This window comes from Accumulibacter sp. (assembly GCF_029255125.1).
In the GTDB taxonomy this organism is placed as follows: Bacteria; Pseudomonadota; Gammaproteobacteria; order Burkholderiales; family Rhodocyclaceae; genus Accumulibacter.
On sequence record NZ_JAPUVR010000149.1, the window covers coordinates 1 to 18,056 of the forward strand.

Genomic DNA, 18,056 nt, shown 5'->3' on the forward strand with positions numbered 1-18,056 from the left:
GAGCCAGCCGATTCCCGGCGGGCGCTTGGCGGCTTCGTGAAAGAGCAGGAACTGGATCGGCGTGTAGGGCAGCATGACGCCCAACCAGGCGAGGCCGGGCGCCACGCCGGGCAGATTGCTGTCGCTGGTCGAGCGCTTGCGTAGCAGGATCGCCGGTCGTGTCCCCAGGGTGAGCAGGCCTGGTTCGCCGACGCCCATCTGGACGAAAGGTGCGGCCGACGGGGCATTCGCCAGCATGACGACGAAGGGCTTTTCGTCGCGCTGCTTGCGCTCGCGCAGAACGGCGACGGCGACCGCGTTGCGCGCGTCGCAAGCCAGATGAAACCCGCCCAGGCCCTTGATCGCGACGATCTTGCCCGCCTTCAGCAAGTCCAGCGTGCCGGCGATCGGATCGCCTGGCAGGCGGTGGCCTTCGCCGTCGAGCAGAAAGAGCTGCGGCCCGCATTTCGGGCAGCAACTGGCTTCCGCGTGAAAGCGCCGGTCATTCGGCTGCCGGTATTCGCCTTGGCAGCGGGCGCACATCGGAAACGGCTTCAGGCTGGTGCGCACACGGTCGTAGGGCAGGCCGCGGCTGATCGTGTAGCGCGGGCCGCAGTTGGTGCAGTTGGTGAAGGCATAACGCCAGCGCCGATTGCCCGGATCGAACATCTCGCCCAGGCAGTCGCGGCAGATCGCCGTGTCGTGCCCGAGCATTGTCGCCGCGCGACCGCTGCGGCTGTCGATGATGACGAATCCGCCACCCTTGGTCTCGCGCGTCGTGTCGCGCGCGACGATCGAATTGACCCGGGCCAGCGGCGGCGCTTCGCGCTCGATACGCTCGATCAGGCTTCTCACCTGCTCGGCTGCGCCGCTGACTTCGATCTCGACGCCGCGCGAGTCATTGCGCACCCAACCGTCAAGACCGAGCTCGCGCGCCAAGCGCCAGACGAAAGGACGAAAGCCGACTCCCTGGACCACCCCGCTGACGCGGATGCTCTGAGAAATGATCGAATCGGCCATGTCAACTCCGCGCGTGCTGGGCAAGCTGTGCTTCCAGCTCGCTGATCCGCTGCTGCAGCGCCGCGATCGTTGCCCGCTTGCCCGCCTGCTGCTGGCGGCTGGCGGTCTGCAGCCAGTCGAGCCAGGCGGCGAAACCTTCGCCGCTGGTGGCCGACAGCGCGACGACCTGCAGCGCCGGATTGACTCGCCGCGCGTAGTCGACTGCCAGTTCGACGTTGAAATCGACGTAGGGCAGGAGATCGACCTTGTTGAGCAGCATCAGCGACGCCGCGTGGAACATCGCCGGATACTTGAGCGGCTTGTCGTCGCCTTCGGTGACCGAGAGGATGACCACCTTGTGCGCCTCTCCGAGATCGAAGGCGGCCGGACAAACGAGGTTGCCGACGTTCTCGATCAGCAGCAGCGAGTCCTCGTCCGGCTGGAGATCGTCGCAGGCGTGGCCGACCATGTGGGCATCGAGATGGCAACCCTTGCCGGTATTGATCTGCACGGCGCGCACGCCGCTCGCGCGAATCCGCTCCGCGTCGCGGCTGGTCTGCTGGTCGCCTTCGATGACGGCGATCGGCAGCGTCGCGCGCAAGGCCTCGATCGTCCGACAAAGCAGCGTTGTCTTGCCCGAACCGGGGCTGGAAACGAGATTGAGTGCGAAGATGCCGTGCTCGGCGAAGTGCCGCCGGTTGGCGGCGGCAAATGCGTTGTTGGCTGAAAGGATGTCTTCTTCGACCTGCACCAGGCGCGCGTGCCCAGTACTCGTGCCCGCCTTCTCGGCCGGCGCGCCGCCGGCGTGCGTGTGCGTCTCGCCGTGCCGGTGGCTGTGCGCAAAACCGTGCGCTGTTGGTCGTGCCCTGCCGTCAGCCGCCAGCGCGCGGTAGCTCGCCGCGGGATTGTTGCCGGCGCCCTTCGGCGAAGCTTGATTCGACCCCGGCGGGTCGCCGTCGGATGAACTTTCCGCCGATGAACTCTCCGCTGACGGACCTTCCGCGGACTGCCCGCCCGCATCCGGCAAGGCCTTGCCGTCGACACGCGTATCCCCGACACCACAACCGCAAGTCGTGCACATGCTTCTGCTGTCTCCTGTTGTTATTCAACCTCCAGCTCCTTGACGCGCATTTCGGTGCCGCCGGTTGCTTGGACCGGGTAACCGCCGCAGGCCGGGCAGGGGTCGTACAGTGCCGCCAGCGGCACCGTTTCCCCACAATTAAAGCATAAACCACGACCATTGACTTCGATTATCTGCAACTGTGCGCCGTCGGCCAGCGTGCCTCGCGCCGCGGCGGCGAAACAGAAGCGCATTGCCTCGGGCTCGACGGCCGAAAGTTGCCCGATTTCCAACCAGACGGTGCTCACGCGGCGGAAATTTCCCGCGCGCGCCGCGTTTTCGACGATGTCGATGACGCTCATCGCGAGCGACATCTCATGCATCTTCGAGGCGCACCGTGCAGGCCACGCAGGGGTCCAGGGCGAGCGCCAGCCGCTCGCCGGCCTGCCGTGCGAGCGCTTCGCTGGCCGCCGGCAAGCCGCTGATCTCGCGCACGAAAGCGCCCTGTGGATGGAAGTTCCAAGCGGTCGGCGCGACGATCAGATAGCGCGCAACGCGCTCGCCGTCGAGTTGAACGCGATGCAGCAAGGTGCCCCGCGCAGTTTCGACGCAGGCCAGCGCACAGCCTTCGCCTATCCTCGTCGCCGCACACCGCTCGAGCAGGCTCTCCGGCTCGGCAAGTGCGCGCACCAGCCGCTGCAATTCGAGGCGGCGCGCGATGAGGCGCGCGGCGATCCGTTGTCCGGCAGCGAGCCGCGCCGCCACTTCAGGTTCGCCCGCCTGGCGGGCGAGTGCGCCGGTTTCGGCGGGAACGCCGGCGAGCGTCGGCCAGCGGGCAAAGTCGTTGCTCAGCGCGTGCGCCGCCCATTCGGCCGGCGACAGGCGCGGCAGCAGCGCGACCGCGTCAGCGCTGTGCAGCTCGGGCGGCGTTGGCCAGGCAAGATCGGCCAGCCAGCGCTCGAGGTCGGGCGCGATTTCGGCGGCTGCCGCCGGGTCGTCGGCCGTCTGCAGTCGTTGCCGCCAGAGCGCGAATTCGGCGATCCGTCCGCCATTCGCGGCAGCGCCGGTGCCCGGCCAGGCGATGAGGAAATGCGCCAGATGCTCGACGATCGTTTCGCGGGCGACGGCAAGCGCCAGATCGAGCCGCTCGTGACTCGTCATCGGTCGGCAGCGTGCCGCCTGCACTGCCAGCCGCGCGGCCGCGCCCTGCGCTGCCCGACAAAGACTAAACAGGCGTTTGACGACCTCGGCAGTGCGCACCGCCGGCAGTCCGCGCAACAGGCGGTCGGCGGTCGGTTGCCTCGACAACACGCGTGCCCGCGCCACCTGCTGTCCGTCCCAGACCAGCACCAGATCCAGAGATCCCTGCTCCACAGCCTCGCTCTTGCAAGATGTCGTTGAAGAATACGCCAAGGCTTTGCATCGGTCTTGACGTTGATCAAAGCTTCGCCGCTGCGTTTGTGCGCCGGGCGGGCGCGGTGTGGCGAAGCGGGCACGCGGAAAGCGCCGGGGTGCGCCATTGGCAACTATGCAGAAGACTAATCGCCGTTTGGACCGCACACGATCTCGAAGTAAGATGCGTGGCATTGGCAAGAGGGACGGCTATTCGGTCTTTGGGGACGGCACGCGATGGAAGCAGGCGAGATCCGGAAGCTGCGAGAGAGACTTGGCCTGACCCAGGCAGCGATGGCCGCACAGCTCGGGGTCAACTTCGTGACCCTTTCTCGCTGGGAGCTGGCGCGCAGCCGGCCGTCGGCGCTGGCGCTGGATCGGCTGCGCGAACTGGAGCACGCGCAGTGCGCGGCGATCGCGGCTGGCGTCGACGCGGCAGATCGTGCCGCTCGCAAGCTGGACTTCCTCGGCGATGCGAATCAGGTCGTTACGCTGGTCGAAGGCGAACGGCTCGCCTGCGGCCACCTGTTCAACCCGGCTTTCGCCAGCGAGATCAGCCAGGTCGATCCCCTGCCCCACCAGCGGCTCGCGGTTTACGAGCGGATGCTGCCGCAGCCGCGCCTGCGTTTCGGCCTGTTCGACGATGCGGGCGCGGGCAAGACGATCATGACCGGGCTGTACATCCGCGAGAGTCTGTCGCGACGGACACTGCGCCGCGTCCTGGTTGTCGTCCCCGCCGGGCTGGTCGGCAACTGGTGGCGCGAGCTGCGCACGCTGTTCCAACTGCCGTTTCGCATCGTCACCGGCAGCGATGCGCGCCAGGGCAATCCCTTTTCTGGCGCCGACAGCGATCTGCTGATCGTCAGCCTCGACAGCCTGCGTGGGCGGTCCTTGTTCGGCTGTCTGCGCGACGCTCGCGCCTTGCCCTATGACCTTGTCGTCTTCGATGAGGCGCACAAGCTGAGCGCCAACCGCGATGCCGACGGCGGCTTTCGGCCTACCGACCGCTACCGGCTGGCCGAGGCGCTGGCCGGGGTGCGCGATATTCCAGACGAGTGGCGGCTCGGCTGGAGCGCGCACCACCTGTTGCTGCTGACCGCAACGCCGCATATGGGTAAGCCGTTCCCGTACTACTGCCTGTGGCGGCTGCTTGAACCGGAGCTCTTCTCGACGGAAGCGGCTTTTGCCGCCTTCCCGCCAGACGAGCGCAAGACGTACTTCGTGCGGCGGGTCAAGGAAGAGATGGTCGACCTGCACGGCGCACCGCTCTACCCGCTGCGCGTTTGCGACACGCACAGCTACGAACTGAGCCAGGGGCCGCTCAGCGAGCACGAGCTGTACGTCAGGACGACCGCTTACATCCGCCACTTCTACGACCAGGCAAGGCTTTTCAGCCGGTCGGCGGCGCGCTTCGCGATGACCATTTTCCAGCGTCGCCTGGCCAGCAGCACCTGGGCGCTGCTCTGCTCGCTGCGCAAGCGCTTGGAAAAGCTCGACACCTTGATCGACGACATCCGCTGCGGACGCATTGGCGAAGAACACCTGCGCGAGCAGCAGCAGCGGCTGGATCGCCAGGTGCGCGACACGCTGCTCGAAGCGACCGCCGACGAAGAGGGCAGCGAAGGTGGCGCCGAAGCGCACGAAAAGGACGAGGCGCTGGCTCTTTCTGCTTTCGTCGCCAGCAGTCTGGCCGAACTCCTGGTCGAACGCGAGGCGGTGCAGGAACTGGTCAGTCTGGCGGAAGCGGTACACGCGCGTGGCCTCGAGCGCAAGTTCGACAAGCTGAGCGAACTCCTGCGCAGCGCGCAATTCGCGCACGAGAAGGTGATCATCTACAGCGAGCACCGCGACACGCTCGACTTCCTGGTTCGCCGTTTCGCAGCGATGGGCCATGTCGGGCAGGTTGCGCAGGTCCACGGAGGCCTGGACTTCGCCGCGCGCGACGCGCAGGTGGAGCTGTTTCGCCGGCCACACGCTGGCCGGGCTGGGGCCGAGGGACCCGGCGCGCGTTTCTTCGTCGCGACCGACGCCGCGGCCGAGGGAATCAACCTGCAGTTCTGCTGGGTGCTGGTCAACTACGACCTGCCATGGAACCCGGCGCGCCTCGAACAGCGCATGGGTCGCATCCACCGCTATGGGCAGAAACGCGATCGGGTCGCGATCATCAACCTCGTTGCCGGCAAGACGCGCGAAGGGCGGGTCGTGCACACGCTGCTGAAGAAGATGGAGGAAATTCGCCGGGAGCTGGGATCGGACAAAGTGTTCGACGTCATCGGGCGCGTCTTCGAGGGATTCTCGCTGAGCGAGTACATCCGCTGCGCGATCGTTTCCGAAGCCGACGCCGATCGCGCCGCACTCGACCTGGCCGGTCAACTGACGGTCGAACAGATGCGCGCCATTGCAGCGCGCGAGCAGGCGATCTTCGGTCGCGGCGGCGAGGTGGCGCAAGAACTGCCCAGACTGCAGGAAGCGCTGCATATCGAGGAGATGCGCCACCTGCTGCCCGGCTATGTTCGCCGCTACCTGGAGCATGCAGCGCCGATCATCGACCTCGATCTGGTCGGCGACCTCGACGGCAGCTTCTCGCTGCGTGCACGCAAGAAGGGGGCGCTGGACAGCATCGTTCCCCTGCTGGAAAACTATCCCGAGTCCGTCCGCGCGCGACTCACCGTCCATCGGCCGGTGGATCGTCGCGATGCGGTGTTTCTGCATCCCGGTGAAGCCGTCTTCGATCGTTTGTCGGCCCTGGCCGCAGCTCGCTGTCGCGCGTCTGGGCAGCGCGGCGCCGTCTTCGTCGATGTCAGCGCCGCGGCACCTTATCTGCTGCACGTCGTGCGCGGCAACGTCGTGCGCAAGGCCGACGAGGCGTTTGCCGCGCTGCAGCGGGAAGAGCTGCTCGAGCAACGCCTGCTTGCCGTCAAGCAGTACGCCGACACGCGCATCGAGGAGACTTCGCTCGAGCAGATGCTGCTCCTGCGCGCGGCCCCGCAAGTGGATGCGGCGAGCATCGACCTGCTTGCCCAGGCCGACACCTGCCGGCGGGTGGCGGAGGCATTCGTCGCCGGCACGCTGCTCGACCGTATGAGCGCCAATCGTCGCCGGCAAGCAATGGATCACCTCTGCCACAGCGAGGACTACTTGCGGCGCGCGCACGATTATCAGGAGTCCGAGCTGGCCTCGCAGCGCCAGCGATGTACGCAACGTGCCCGGGAGGGCGACCCGCGCGCGTTGCCCGAGCTCGAGCGCATCAAGGCGCAACAGCGCCGGCTGAACGAGCGGCGCGACCATGCGCTGGCGCAGGCACGGCGCGCAGTCGAGCTGATCGAGCCCGGGCCGGTCGAGCACATCGCGACCGCCCTCGTGCAGCCGTCGGCCGACCCGCGGGATGTCATGGCGCGCGATCTCGAGGTCGAGCGCATCGCCATGCAGATCACCATGGCGTTCGAGGTGGCAGCCGGCGCCGAAGTGCGCGACGTGTCCACGCCTGAGCGGGCGCGGCAGGCGGGATTGACCGATCACCCCGGATTCGACGTCTTCTCCCGACGTGCCGACGGCGAGAGGGCAATTGAGGTGAAGGGGCGCGTCGACACCGGCGAGGTCGAGCTGAGCGAGAATGAATGGGCGAAAGCGATCAATCTGCGCCATCGCTACTGGCTCTACACGGTCTTCGACTGCGGCAGTGCGTCGCCGCGCTTGCTGCGCGTGCAGGATCCGTTTGGCAAGCTGATCGCCCGCGGCAGGGCGAGCTTTGTTGTTTCGGCCAGGGCCATCCTCGAAGCGGCGGAGACTTTGCGGTGAACGCTTGCCGGAGCGAAACGGCAAGTCTGCGTGGGCGACACACCGGGAATGCGCCGGCGCCGGCAACTTGTCGCGCGGCAGCAGCGCGCCTGACCTTGCGCAGATTCTGCCTTGCCTCAGACAAGGTCGATCGCTCAACGTGGCGCGCAAGCCCTCGGCGTTCCGCCGGAACAGGATAGGACAAGGCAAGCAATGCAGAACAACGACCCAATCGCAGTTGCCCGCGGGCTCCCACAAGGCGCTGTCTTCCATCGCTGCGCGCTGCAGGTGAACCCGCACGGCTATGCGAGCAACTTTCGCGGTGCCGCCGCCAGCGGCGACCCGGCGACGCACGCCCGGGCGGTTGTGGACCAGGCGCTGGAACTCGGAATCTCGGTTCTGGCGATCACCGATCACAACAGCGTGAGCGGCGTCGAGGACTTTCGCCGCGCCGCCGGGGATCGACTCGTCGTCTTCCCGGGTTTCGAACTCGGCTCGAGCGAGGGAATTCACCTCCTGTGCATCTACCCGCCGGCGAGCGACCCAACGCGTCTGGGTCGGTTCCTCGGCGAGTTCGGCATTTCCAACCCGGGTCCGTCGTCCGATCTGACCAATTGGGCCTTCAGCGCAATCGTCGATAAGGTGCACGAACAGGGCGGAATCGCCATCGCCGCGCATGTCAGCCACAACGATGGGCTGTTTCAGGCGCTGCACGGCGACGCGTGCATTCGGGCGTGGCAAAGCGAAACGCTGCTGGCCATTCAGATCCCGGGCGAAATCGACGATCTGCCGCACCACCTGCAGCAAATCGTCCGCAATCGTGACCCCAACTACGCACGCACGCACGCGCCGGAAAAGGACCTGGCGATTGCGGTGATCAACGCCAAGGATGTTGTTGCGCCGGCAGATCTTGCCGACCCTGCGGCCACCTGCTGGATCAAGATGTCGGAGGTCGGCATCGAGGGCTTGCGGCAGGCGTTTCTCGACCCCGCCTCGCGCTTGCGCCTCAACCCCCGCCGCGCTCCGCTCGCGCGCCAGGAACACACGGCGCTGCTTGCGCTCGCCTGGGAAGGTGGTGGCTTCCTGGATGGCGCAGCGGTCCACTTCAATCCAAACCTGAATGTGCTCGTCGGGGGGCGGGGGAGCGGAAAATCGACCGTGATCGAAAGCATCCGCGCCGTTCTCGGTCTCGAGCCCATGGGCGACGAGGCGCGCAAGGCGCACGAGGGAATCGTTCGTCAGGTGCTCAAGAGCGGCACCCGCATCTCGCTGCTGGTGCGCACGCACCGGCCGACGCCGCGCGAGTACCGCATCGAGCGCACGATTCCCAACCCGCCGTTGGTCAGGGAGAGCTCCGGCGAAGTGTCGAATCTGTTGCCGCAGGACATCCTGCCGCGCATCGAGGTCTTCGGCCAGCACGAAATCTCCGAGTTGACGCGAAGCCGCGACAAGCTGACGCGCCTGCTCGACCGCTTCGTCGAGCGCGATGACGGGCTGCCGCAGCGCAAGGCGAATCTGCGGCGCGAGCTCGAGAAGAGCCGCCGCAGCCTGCTCGATGTACGCGCCGAGGCAAAGGGGATCGAAGAGCGGCTGGGCGCGCTTCCCGCGCTCGAAGAAACGCTGCAACGCTTTCGCGAAGCCGGTCTCGAGGAGCGCCTGAGCGAGCAGAGCCTGCTCGTTCGCGAAGAGAAGCTGCTCGAGGCGATCCCCGAACGTCTGGCTCCGTTCACCGAGTGTCTACACGCCCTGCGCCGCGAGCTTCCCATCGATCGCACCTTCGTATCGGCAATAGCGCTCGAAGACCTCCCCGGAAAGGACGTTCTCGCCGGCCTGGACGAGGTGTTTGTCACGCTGGAGGCGGATCTGCAACAGACCGTCAAGCAACTTGCAGCGGCCATCACCCGGGCCGAGCAAGGCGTTGCTGCGGTGCAGACGGCGTGGGAACAGCGCGGGCAGGCCGTACAGGCGGCCTACGCGAAGATTCTCCGCGAGTTGCAGAAATCGCGCGTCGATGGCGAAGAGTTCATCCGGCTGCGCCGGCAGATCGAGGAACTGCGCCCTTTGCGCCAACGCCAGGCCTTGCTGCAGCGCCTGGAACGGGAACATGCCGAGCGGCGACGCAAGCTTCTCGTCGAATGGGAGGAACTCAAGGCGGACGAGTTCCGGCGGCTGGACCGCGCCGCCGCGAGTGTCAGCCGCAAGCTGCAAGACCGGGTGCAGGTTCAGGTCACGGCAGCCGCCGATCGCGAACCCCTCTTCCTGATTCTCCGGGAGAGGGTCGGCGGCCGCCTTTCGGAAGCGATCGACAGCCTGCGTAGCCTGCCCGACCTGTCATTGACCCGCTTCGTCGACGCGTGCCGCAGCGGCGGCGCGGATTTCGTTGTCGACTTTGGAATCCCTGCTGCCCAGGCGGAGCGTCTGGCCAGGGCCGAGCCGGAAGTGCTGATGCGCGTCGAGGAGCTCGAGCTCGCGTCGTCGACGACGATTCGATTGAATACGGCTGCTCCCGGCGAACCGCCCGTGTGGCAGGCGCTGGACGACCTGTCCACCGGCCAGAAGGCAACGGCGGTCCTCTTCTTGCTGCTGCTCGAATCCGATGCGCCGCTGATCGTCGATCAACCTGAAGACGATCTTGACAACCGCTTCATCAGTGAGGGAGTCGTTCCCCGCATGCGTGCCGAGAAGCAGCGTCGCCAGTTCATTTTCTCGACGCACAACGCAAACATCCCGGTGCTGGGCGATGCCGAACTGATCGTCGGGCTGGCCGCTTCCGGTGAGGCCGAGCGCGGGCGCGCTTCGATCGACCGCCAACACATGGGGTCGATCGACGCACCGCCGGTGTGCGCCCTGGTCGAAGAAATCCTCGAAGGCGGCAGAGCGGCCTTCGAGCGCCGCCGGCGCAAGTACGGCTTCTGAGGAGAGCGACATGAATCGAACCGAGCTGACCGAGCTCATCCGCAACGGCGAGAACTCGGGTGTCGAGTTCAAGCGCGACGACATCCGGCCAGAAGCGCTGGCCAAGGAGATGGCGGCGCTCCTCAACCTGAGAGGCGGCTACATCGTGCTCGGCGTCGAGCCGGACGGCAGCACGGTTTCAGGATTGACACGCCCAGCGGAGAGGGCCGAGGAATGGGTGATGGAGGTTGCTCGCGTTCACCTGCGTCCGGCCGCGATTCCGTTCTGGGAGACGCTCGACTGGGGCGATGGCAAGCGCGTTGGCGTCATCTCCCTGCCGGCAGACGCTCCCGACAAACCCTACAAGGCCAAACGGGGGAGTGCCTGGGCGACGCAGGTGCGCGTTGGGACGACCTCGCGCGAGGCGACGGACGACGAGGAAGCGCGGCTGTACATGCAATCAGGGCGCTTGCAGTACGACCGCAAGCCGATTCCCGGAGCGTCGTTGAAGGATCTCGACGCGCGGCGTCTGACCAACTATTTCCGCGACGTTCGCCGGCAGGCTTATCCCGCAGCGGGCGACGGCGAGGGCTGGACGCGGCTGCTCGCCAATACCGAACTGATGTACGAGGACCGCGACCGCCTGATGCCGAGTGCCGGAGGATTGCTGCTCTTCGGCACGCGGCCGAACCGCTACCTGCCGCATGCCGGGATCAGCGCGGCGGCTTATCCGGGCTGCACCAAGGACTACAACGCGAAGGCCAGGGAGAGCCTGCGTGGGCCGATCGTTTCGCTGTATGGCGAAGCCGGCGGCGGTGTCGAGTATCCCGCCGTGCCAAGGTCGTTCTCGGAGAGCTCCAGCGCCGTCGAGTCCGGCGTCATCGAGCAGGCGCTCGACTTCGTTCGCCGCAACGTCGAGGTCGAGGCCTGGATCGATGCCGGCGGCCAACGGCGCGAGCGCTGGGACTATCCGCTCGAGGCGGTGCGCGAAGCGATCGTCAATGCGATCGTGCATCGCGACTACACGCTCACGGTTCTCGATATCGAAGTGTCGATCTACGTGGACCGCATCGAAATCATTTCTCCGGGCCGGCTGCCGAACACCGTAACCGTCGACAAGATGCGCGCCGGCTATCGCGCCTCGCGCAACGAACTGATCAAGGAGGTTCTGCGCGATTACCGCTACGTCGAGGCGAGCGGCCTTGGCGTTCCGCGCAAGATCGTCGCCGGCATGCGTGCGCACAACGGGACGGAACCCGATCTGGTCGAGGACGACGAGCGTTTCATCGTCCGTCTCTGGAAAGAAGCGAGGGCAGGATGAACGACCCGCAGGGCAAGCGGCTGATCGAAGTCGCGTTTCCGCTGAAACAGACGTCGATCGATGCCGTTCACGAAAAGAACGTCCGCCACGGGCACCTGTCGACGCTGCACATCTGGCCGGCGCGGCGGCCCTTGGCGGCGGCGCGCGCGGCGCTCATCGCCACCTTGCTCCCGGACCCGGGCGACAAGGAAAAGCGCGACGAGATTCTGCAGCGGCTGGCAGGAACGGTCGTCAAGTCGGTCAAGCGCAAGAGACTGCCGTCCGGCAAGGTCGAGGAGGTGGAGTCCGAGGAGACACACGGCGGCATCCTGCACTGGGGGCGCGAGTCGGGTCCCGATCTGGCTTGGTTTCGCGCCGAGATCCGTCAGGCGTATGGCGGCCGGGCGCCGAAGGTTCTCGACCCCTTCGCCGGCGGCGGCGCCATCCCGCTGGAAGCGATGCGCCTCGGCTGTGAGGTGACCGCGGTCGACATCAACCCGGTGGCCTGGTTCATCCTCAAGTGCACGCTGGAATATCCGCAAAAGCTGGCCGGCAAGCGGCGCCGCTTGCCCGATTTCGCGCTCGCCGATGGCGAGTTCATGGCGGCCTACCTCAAAACGCTCGGGATGAAGCCGGCCGCCCTGCGGACGCACGTAGAGCTGCTGGCGAAGCGTGCGCCAGCCGATGCTCAGGGAGATTTGTTCGAGCACCAGCCGCTTGCTGCATCGCTGCTCGAAGCCGACCTCGCGTGGCACGTTCGCGCGTGGGGGCGATGGGTCCTGCGCGAGGCGAGGCGCGAACTCGCGCGCTTCTACCCAACGTATGCCGAGTTCTGCTCGCTCGTTCCCTACCGGCGCGTCGCCCTGGCGCGCGCCGAGGAAGAGCAGCTCAAGCTGGTGCCGACCAACGACGCGGGTGAGCCGCAGATCGAGCTGTTGAATGCCGGTTTCGACCAGAAGACCTACCTGGATAACGACAGCAACCCACGCTGGATCGCCAAGCCAACGGTCGCCTACCTCTGGGCGCGCACCGTCAGTTGCAAAGCCTGCCGTGCCACGGTGCCGTTGCTGAAAACCCGCTGGCTCGCGAAGAAGGACAACAAGCGTGTCGTGTTGGCGATGGAACCGAACCCCGACCGCACGGGTGTAGTGTTTTCCATCGACGGCAAGGCGGAAGCGCAGGGTGGAACGTCTGCCCAGCGGCGCGAGTACGACCAGCGGCTGGGTGCCGGGACGATGAGCCGCTCAGGCGCGGCGTGCCCGTGCTGCGGGACGATCATGACGATGGAGGACATTCGCCTCGAGGCGCGTGCTGGCAGGCTGGGTGCGGTGATGACCGCGGTGGTCGTCGATGCCCCTGGCGGCAAGGAGTACCGCTTGCCCACTGCGCGCGAGATTGAGGCAGCGCGAGACGCGGACGGGCAACTGGAGCGAGTGTTTGCGGAAGTGCCGCACGGATTGCCTACTGAGCCACTTGCAGCGACAGATGCGCTTGGCTTTCGCGTGCCCCTTTATGGCCTCAACCAATGGCACAAGCTGTTTACCCAACGACAGTTGCTCGGCCTGGCAGGTCTGCTGAAAGCGACCCGCCGTTTGCCGGGAGAACTGCTGGCGCAGGGCTACCCTGAGGTTCAGGCGGAGTCGATCGCGGCTCTGGCCGCTACCGTTGTCGACCGCATCGCCGACCGCGGAAGTGCGCTGTGCTCCTGGACGGTGGGATACGACAAGATCAGGAATACTTTCGTGCGTTTCGCGCTGCCGATGAACTGGGATTTCGCCGAGACCTCGGTCCTGGCAGACGCCTCAGGCGGATATCCGGGCGGTGTCGAGTGGCTGGCGCGCTTCGTTGAGCATACCGCCAGCTTCGCCGGCGACGCGCCGCCAGCCAGAGTCGAGCTGGGCTCGGCAACGTGCCCCTTGCACGGCGATTTCGACCTTGTGGTAACCGACCCACCGTACTACGACGCGATTCCGTATTCGGATCTGATGGACTTCTTCTACGTCTGGCTGCGGCGAACGCTGGCTGGGCTATCTCCCGCGCTGGACCGGGGATTCGCTGCGCCGCTCGCGCCGAAATGGGATCACCAGGCGAACGACGGCGAACTGATCGACGATGCGTCCCGTTTTGGCGGCGACCGCGAGGCATCGAAGCGCAACTATGAAGCCGGAATGGCCCGGGCATTCGCCGGATGTTTCGCCGCGCTCCGGCCGCAAGGTCGCCTGGTCATCGTCTTCGCCCACAAGCACCCCGACGCGTGGGAAACGCTGGTCAGTGCGATCGTCAAAGCCGGCTTCGTGGTTGACGGCAGTTGGCCGATCCAGACCGAACGCGAAGCGCGTACGCGCTCGCTATCGTCGGCCGCGTTGTCGTCGTCGGTGTGGCTGGTCTGCCGGAAACGCGACCCGGCCGTCCCCGCCGGCTGGGACGCCCCGGTGCTCAAGGAAATGCAGGCGTGCATCGTCAGCAGACTGCGCGACTTCTGGGATGCCGGCATTCGCGGTCCCGATTTCGTATGGGCGGCGACCGGGCCGGCTCTCGAAGCGTACAGCCGGTATCCCGCGGTCAAGAAGGCGTCCGAGACTGGTGCGGTCATGACCGTGACCGAGTTTCTGCGCCACGTGCGCCGTATCGTCGTCGACTTCGTCGTTGGCCGTGTGCTCACGTTGAACGGCGCGCTTGCCAGCGACAGCGTCGGCCTCGACGACGTGACCACCTACTACCTCCTGCACCGCAATGACTTCGGCCTGAAGGACGCCGCTGCCGGGGCCTGCATCCTGTACGCGGTCTCGTGCAATCTTTCCGAACGGCAGTTGGCCGATCAGTACGAGATCCTCTGCCGTGGCAAGGCAGCAGACGCAGAGGCCGCGGACGAGAGGATGGCGGCGGGCGAGACGGGCGAGAGTGGCGAGGAAGAGGAGACGAGCGGCGGTGGCGGCACGTTCCGCCTGCGCGCATGGGCGCAGCGCAAGCACCGCATGCTGGGTGCGGACGGCGACGGCGGTCGCACGGCGCCGCTGATCGACCAGGTACACAAGTTGATGCACCTGTGGAAAGGCGGCGACGTCACCAAGGTCGACGCTTACCTCGACGCGCGCGGGCTGCGCCGGAGCGCGGTCTTTGCGCAGTTGCTGCAAGCCTTGATCGAACTGGCGACACAAGGCGACGAGGAACGCTCGCTTCTGGAAAGTCTCTCGAATCACGTGCGCGGCCGCAGTACAGCGGCACACGATGAGTTGCCGCTTGCGCGGCACGACGCACCCCGGACATAGGAAAGAAGGAACTGCAGATGGCCAAGATCAGCGCCAAGCCCTGGCACAAGGTGGTCGACTTGCGGCCGGATATCCGTAACGGCGAACTCTCGCAGAAGGAGTTCGCGGCTGACCTCTACGACGTGATGATGGGGCAGAAGCGGTCGGTCTACCACGATCCGCAGGAATTCTTTGCGCTGACCTATCCGACCGCCAGGCTGCGCGATCTGGCGCGTGACGTGGTTCTGCGGCTCGCCGGGAAGTCGGAGAAGGCCGTCCGCCAGCTTCAACTGACCTACGGTGGCGGCAAGACGCATGCGCTGATCACGCTCGTACACCTCGTCGCCGCGCCGGACGATCTGCCCGGGCTGCCAGCGGTCGAGGAGTTCGTCACGCATATTGGCATGCGGCCGCCCAGGGCGCGCATTGCCGCGCTCGCCTTCGACCGGCTCGATCTCGAGACCGGTATCGAGGTCAGGGCGCCGGACGGTGCGCTGCGCCGCTGCCGGATGCCGTGGACGGCCCTGGCGTGGCAGTTGGGCGGCCGCAGCGGATTGAAGGTTCTCGGTAAGGACGATGGCGAGCGGGACACGGCGCCCGCGACGAACGTTCTCGAGGAACTGCTTGCGCTGCCGGCGAGGGATGGCCTGGCGAGCTTGCTGCTGCTCGACGAGGCGCTGATGTGGGCGCGGCAGGCGGTTGGCATGCACGCCGACTGGCTGGGCAAGGCGACGTACTTCTTCCAGTGTCTGACGCAGGCGGCTGGGCGCGTCCCTGGCTGCGCGCTGGTCGCCTCGCTGCTCGCATCCGACCCGGCGCGCAGCGACGAGCTTGGCAAGAAGATCGAGAAGGCGCTCTACGAGGTCTTCCAGCGCGTCGCGGACGCCGGCGTGCAGCCGGTGGAAAGGCAGGATGTCGCCGAGGTGCTGCGTCGGCGGCTGCTTACCCCGGCCAGCTACACCAGCCGCGGCCAGTGGAAGCAGCAGGTGGTGAGTGCGCTCAACGGCATCTGTGCGCTCGACGAGCAGACGAGAAAGAGCCGTTCGCAGGCGGAGGAGCGCTATCTGAACAGCTTTCCCTTTCACCCGGACCTTACCGATGTGTTCTTTGAAAAGTGGACGATGCTGGAGGGCTTCCAGCGCACGCGTGGTGTTCTGCGGACTTTTGCGCTCGCGCTGCGTGAGGCCGAGAAATGGGGCGATCCGTCGCCCATGATCGGTCCAGCCGTCTTGCTCTGCGCACCGGCGGAGCGGGCGCTGACCGACGCGACACGCGAGCTGGCGACGATTGCTCGCATCGAGCAATACGACGGCAGGCGGCAGGACTGGCAGGCGATCCTGGAAGGCGAACTGACGAAAGCGCGACAGATCCAGGAGGAGGGTTTCGGGCTCGGCTTGCGCGAGATCGAGCAAGCGGTTGTCGCCACCTTCCTGCACTCGCAGCCGATCGGCCAGAGGGCGCAAACGCGCGAGTTGTTGATCATGCTCGGCGCCAACGGCGCCGACAGCATCGATCTTGCCAAGGGGCTGGCGCGCTGGGCGGAGGTCTCGTGGTACCTCGACGATACCTGCACGGCGGAGAAGGACGGGAATCTGCCGAAGGTCTGGCGTCTGGGCTCGCGGCCGAACCTCAAGCAGATGCACGACGACGCCCGGCAGCACATCCTGCACACCGTGCTGGACGATGTGTTGGCGCGCGAGATCGCTCAGACCCGGTGTTTGACCGAGGGTGCGCGCGCCATGGGCGCGATCGTTCACCTGCTGCCGTCGCGGCCGGCGGAGATCGACGACGACGGTGAATTCCATTACGCGGTGCTCGGTCCACGCGCGGCTTGCGAGTCGGGTAAGCCGAGCGCCGAGGCAAAGCGTTTCATCGACGAGACGACGGCGGCCGACCGACCGCGCGCCACCAACCGCAACGCAATTGTCCTTGCCGTTCCGTCCCGGGAGGGAATCGAGCTTGCGCGCGAAAAAGTCCGCGACATGCTCGGCTGGGAAAAGGTCCGCGAACTGCTGAGAAGCCGCGATGACGTCGATACCGTCCGCTTCACGCAGCTCGAAGCCAACCTGCGTGTGGCGCGCGGTGAAATGACCTCGCAAGTGATCATGGCCTACTCGGTCATCCTGACGGTGAACGAGGCGAACGAGGTTGCGGCGTTTCGCCTGTCCGCCGACAATCAGCCGCTGTTCACCAGAATCGTCAACGACCGGCACGCGCGCATCGAGAGTACCGCGGTCAATGCCGATGCGCTGTTGCCCGGTGGGCCGTATGACCTCTGGCGGGCGGGCGAGAGATCGCGCTACGTGAAGGATCTGGTCGGTGCTTTCGCGGCCACCGCGCGACTGCCCAAGATGCTGAATCGCGGGGCAATCCTCGACACCTTGCTGCTTGGTTGCGAGGCTGGCAACTTCGTCCTGCAGGTAACGCGCGCCGACCGGTCGGTGCGTACGTTCTGGAAGGCGCGTCCCGATGAGGTGGCCTTGCGCGACCCGTCACTCGAGGTCGTACTTTCGGGTACCGCCACGCTGACCGAAATCGAACCCGCCCTGCTGGCGCCGGGAACCCTCCCTGGCCTGTGGAAGGCGGACAGTGACAACATCACGCTGGGCGATGTTGCCACGTACTTCTCCGGCAAGCATTCCGTGCCGGTCGACAAGGGCGGCTACACAGAGCCGTTGGCGATTCCTGGCGCAGCGCTGACGGTGATCAAGGACGCGGTGGCGGCGGCTGTCAGGGCAGCCCGCGTGTGGCTGCTGAACGGGCCGATCAGCGTCTGGGGAGACGACGTTCCGGCGGGCTTTCTGACCGCCGAGGCGCTGCTGTTGCCGCCGCCGATAGCCGCGCTGTCGACCGCCGATCTCTTGCCGACCAGTCTGCCGGCGGCGTGGACGGAGCCAGAGGCCAGTGCGCATCTGATCCATGCCTCGCTCTCACACAAGCGCGGCAGAGTGCTGCCGTGGCCGCTCGTGCGGCAGGCGCTCGACGAGGCTTTCCGCCTGGGCGTTTTCGAGCGCACGGCCGATTCACATGACTGGCCAACCGACTTCGGCGGCGCAGCCGGGGTGAAAATGGTCGTTCGCTGGCAGACCAGCGAACCGCCCGCGAAGCAGGCTTACCGGGCAAGGCAGCTCACCACCGAGCTTCGTCCGAGCGAGATCCAGGATCTCGCCGACCAGCTAGGCGAGCTGACGAAAGCCGCCGCAGGGCACCAACTGCGCTTCTCGCTGCACATTCAGGTCGGAACCGACAAGGCGCTGCCCGATGAAGTATTGACCGAGATGAACAGGATACTCGGCGGGATCAAGCAGGGAATGCGGCTGGAGTAGTCAGGCGCGGACCGCTCGCCTGGTCGAACGCGCGCCGTTTTCGCGGCTTTCGGCCAGCGAGTGCGGACCAGTTGGGTACA

At 66.4% G+C, this 18,056-nt stretch carries 9 protein-coding genes; 5 read left to right on the forward strand and 4 right to left on the reverse strand.

The features are described from left to right. The 4 genes from Q1L59_RS16480 to Q1L59_RS16495 all read right to left on the reverse strand — a co-directional run. Positions 1 to 999 (reverse strand): acylphosphatase (locus Q1L59_RS16480; RefSeq protein WP_300334341.1); only part of this gene is annotated, 999 nt, incomplete at its 3' end. Position 1,000: 1 nt separating this feature from the next. Continuing rightward, on the reverse strand, positions 1,001 to 2,059 hold the full coding sequence (gene hypB / locus Q1L59_RS16485; RefSeq protein ID WP_300334344.1) for a hydrogenase nickel incorporation protein HypB: 1,059 nt from the start codon (positions 2,057 to 2,059) through the stop codon (positions 1,001 to 1,003). Positions 2,060 to 2,079: 20 nt separating this feature from the next. After that, a complete protein-coding gene (gene hypA, locus Q1L59_RS16490) occupies positions 2,080 to 2,421 on the reverse strand; it encodes a hydrogenase maturation nickel metallochaperone HypA (RefSeq protein ID WP_300334347.1) in 342 nt (113 codons plus the stop codon). Further along, on the reverse strand, positions 2,414 to 3,412 hold the full coding sequence (locus Q1L59_RS16495; protein ID WP_300334349.1) for a nickel-dependent hydrogenase large subunit: 999 nt from the start codon (positions 3,410 to 3,412) through the stop codon (positions 2,414 to 2,416). The genes hypA and Q1L59_RS16495 overlap by 8 nt, the downstream gene beginning before the upstream one ends. 255 nt (positions 3,413 to 3,667) lie before the next feature. On the opposite strand from Q1L59_RS16495, the gene Q1L59_RS16500 reads away from it, so the two are divergent. From Q1L59_RS16500 to Q1L59_RS16520, 5 genes are all read left to right on the forward strand, one after another. Continuing rightward, positions 3,668 to 7,228 (forward strand): helicase-related protein, encoded by a 3,561-nt coding sequence (locus tag Q1L59_RS16500; protein ID WP_300334351.1) that lies wholly within the window; start codon positions 3,668 to 3,670, stop codon positions 7,226 to 7,228. Between the two features lie 192 nt (positions 7,229 to 7,420). Next, positions 7,421 to 10,123: a TrlF family AAA-like ATPase gene (locus Q1L59_RS16505; RefSeq protein ID WP_300334353.1), complete on the forward strand. Its 2,703-nt coding sequence runs from the start codon at positions 7,421 to 7,423 to the stop codon at positions 10,121 to 10,123. A gap of 10 nt (positions 10,124 to 10,133) precedes the next feature. After that, on the forward strand, positions 10,134 to 11,423 hold the full coding sequence (locus Q1L59_RS16510) for an ATP-binding protein (RefSeq protein WP_300334355.1): 1,290 nt from the start codon (positions 10,134 to 10,136) through the stop codon (positions 11,421 to 11,423). Further along, positions 11,420 to 14,671: a DUF1156 domain-containing protein gene (locus Q1L59_RS16515; RefSeq protein WP_300334358.1), complete on the forward strand. Its 3,252-nt coding sequence runs from the start codon at positions 11,420 to 11,422 to the stop codon at positions 14,669 to 14,671. The genes Q1L59_RS16510 and Q1L59_RS16515 overlap by 4 nt, the downstream gene beginning before the upstream one ends. Positions 14,672 to 14,688: 17 nt before the next feature. Continuing rightward, complete coding sequence (locus tag Q1L59_RS16520; protein WP_300334360.1) at positions 14,689 to 17,976, forward strand: hypothetical protein; 3,288 nt, start codon at positions 14,689 to 14,691, stop codon at positions 17,974 to 17,976. The last annotated feature ends 80 nt before the right edge of the window (positions 17,977 to 18,056 follow it).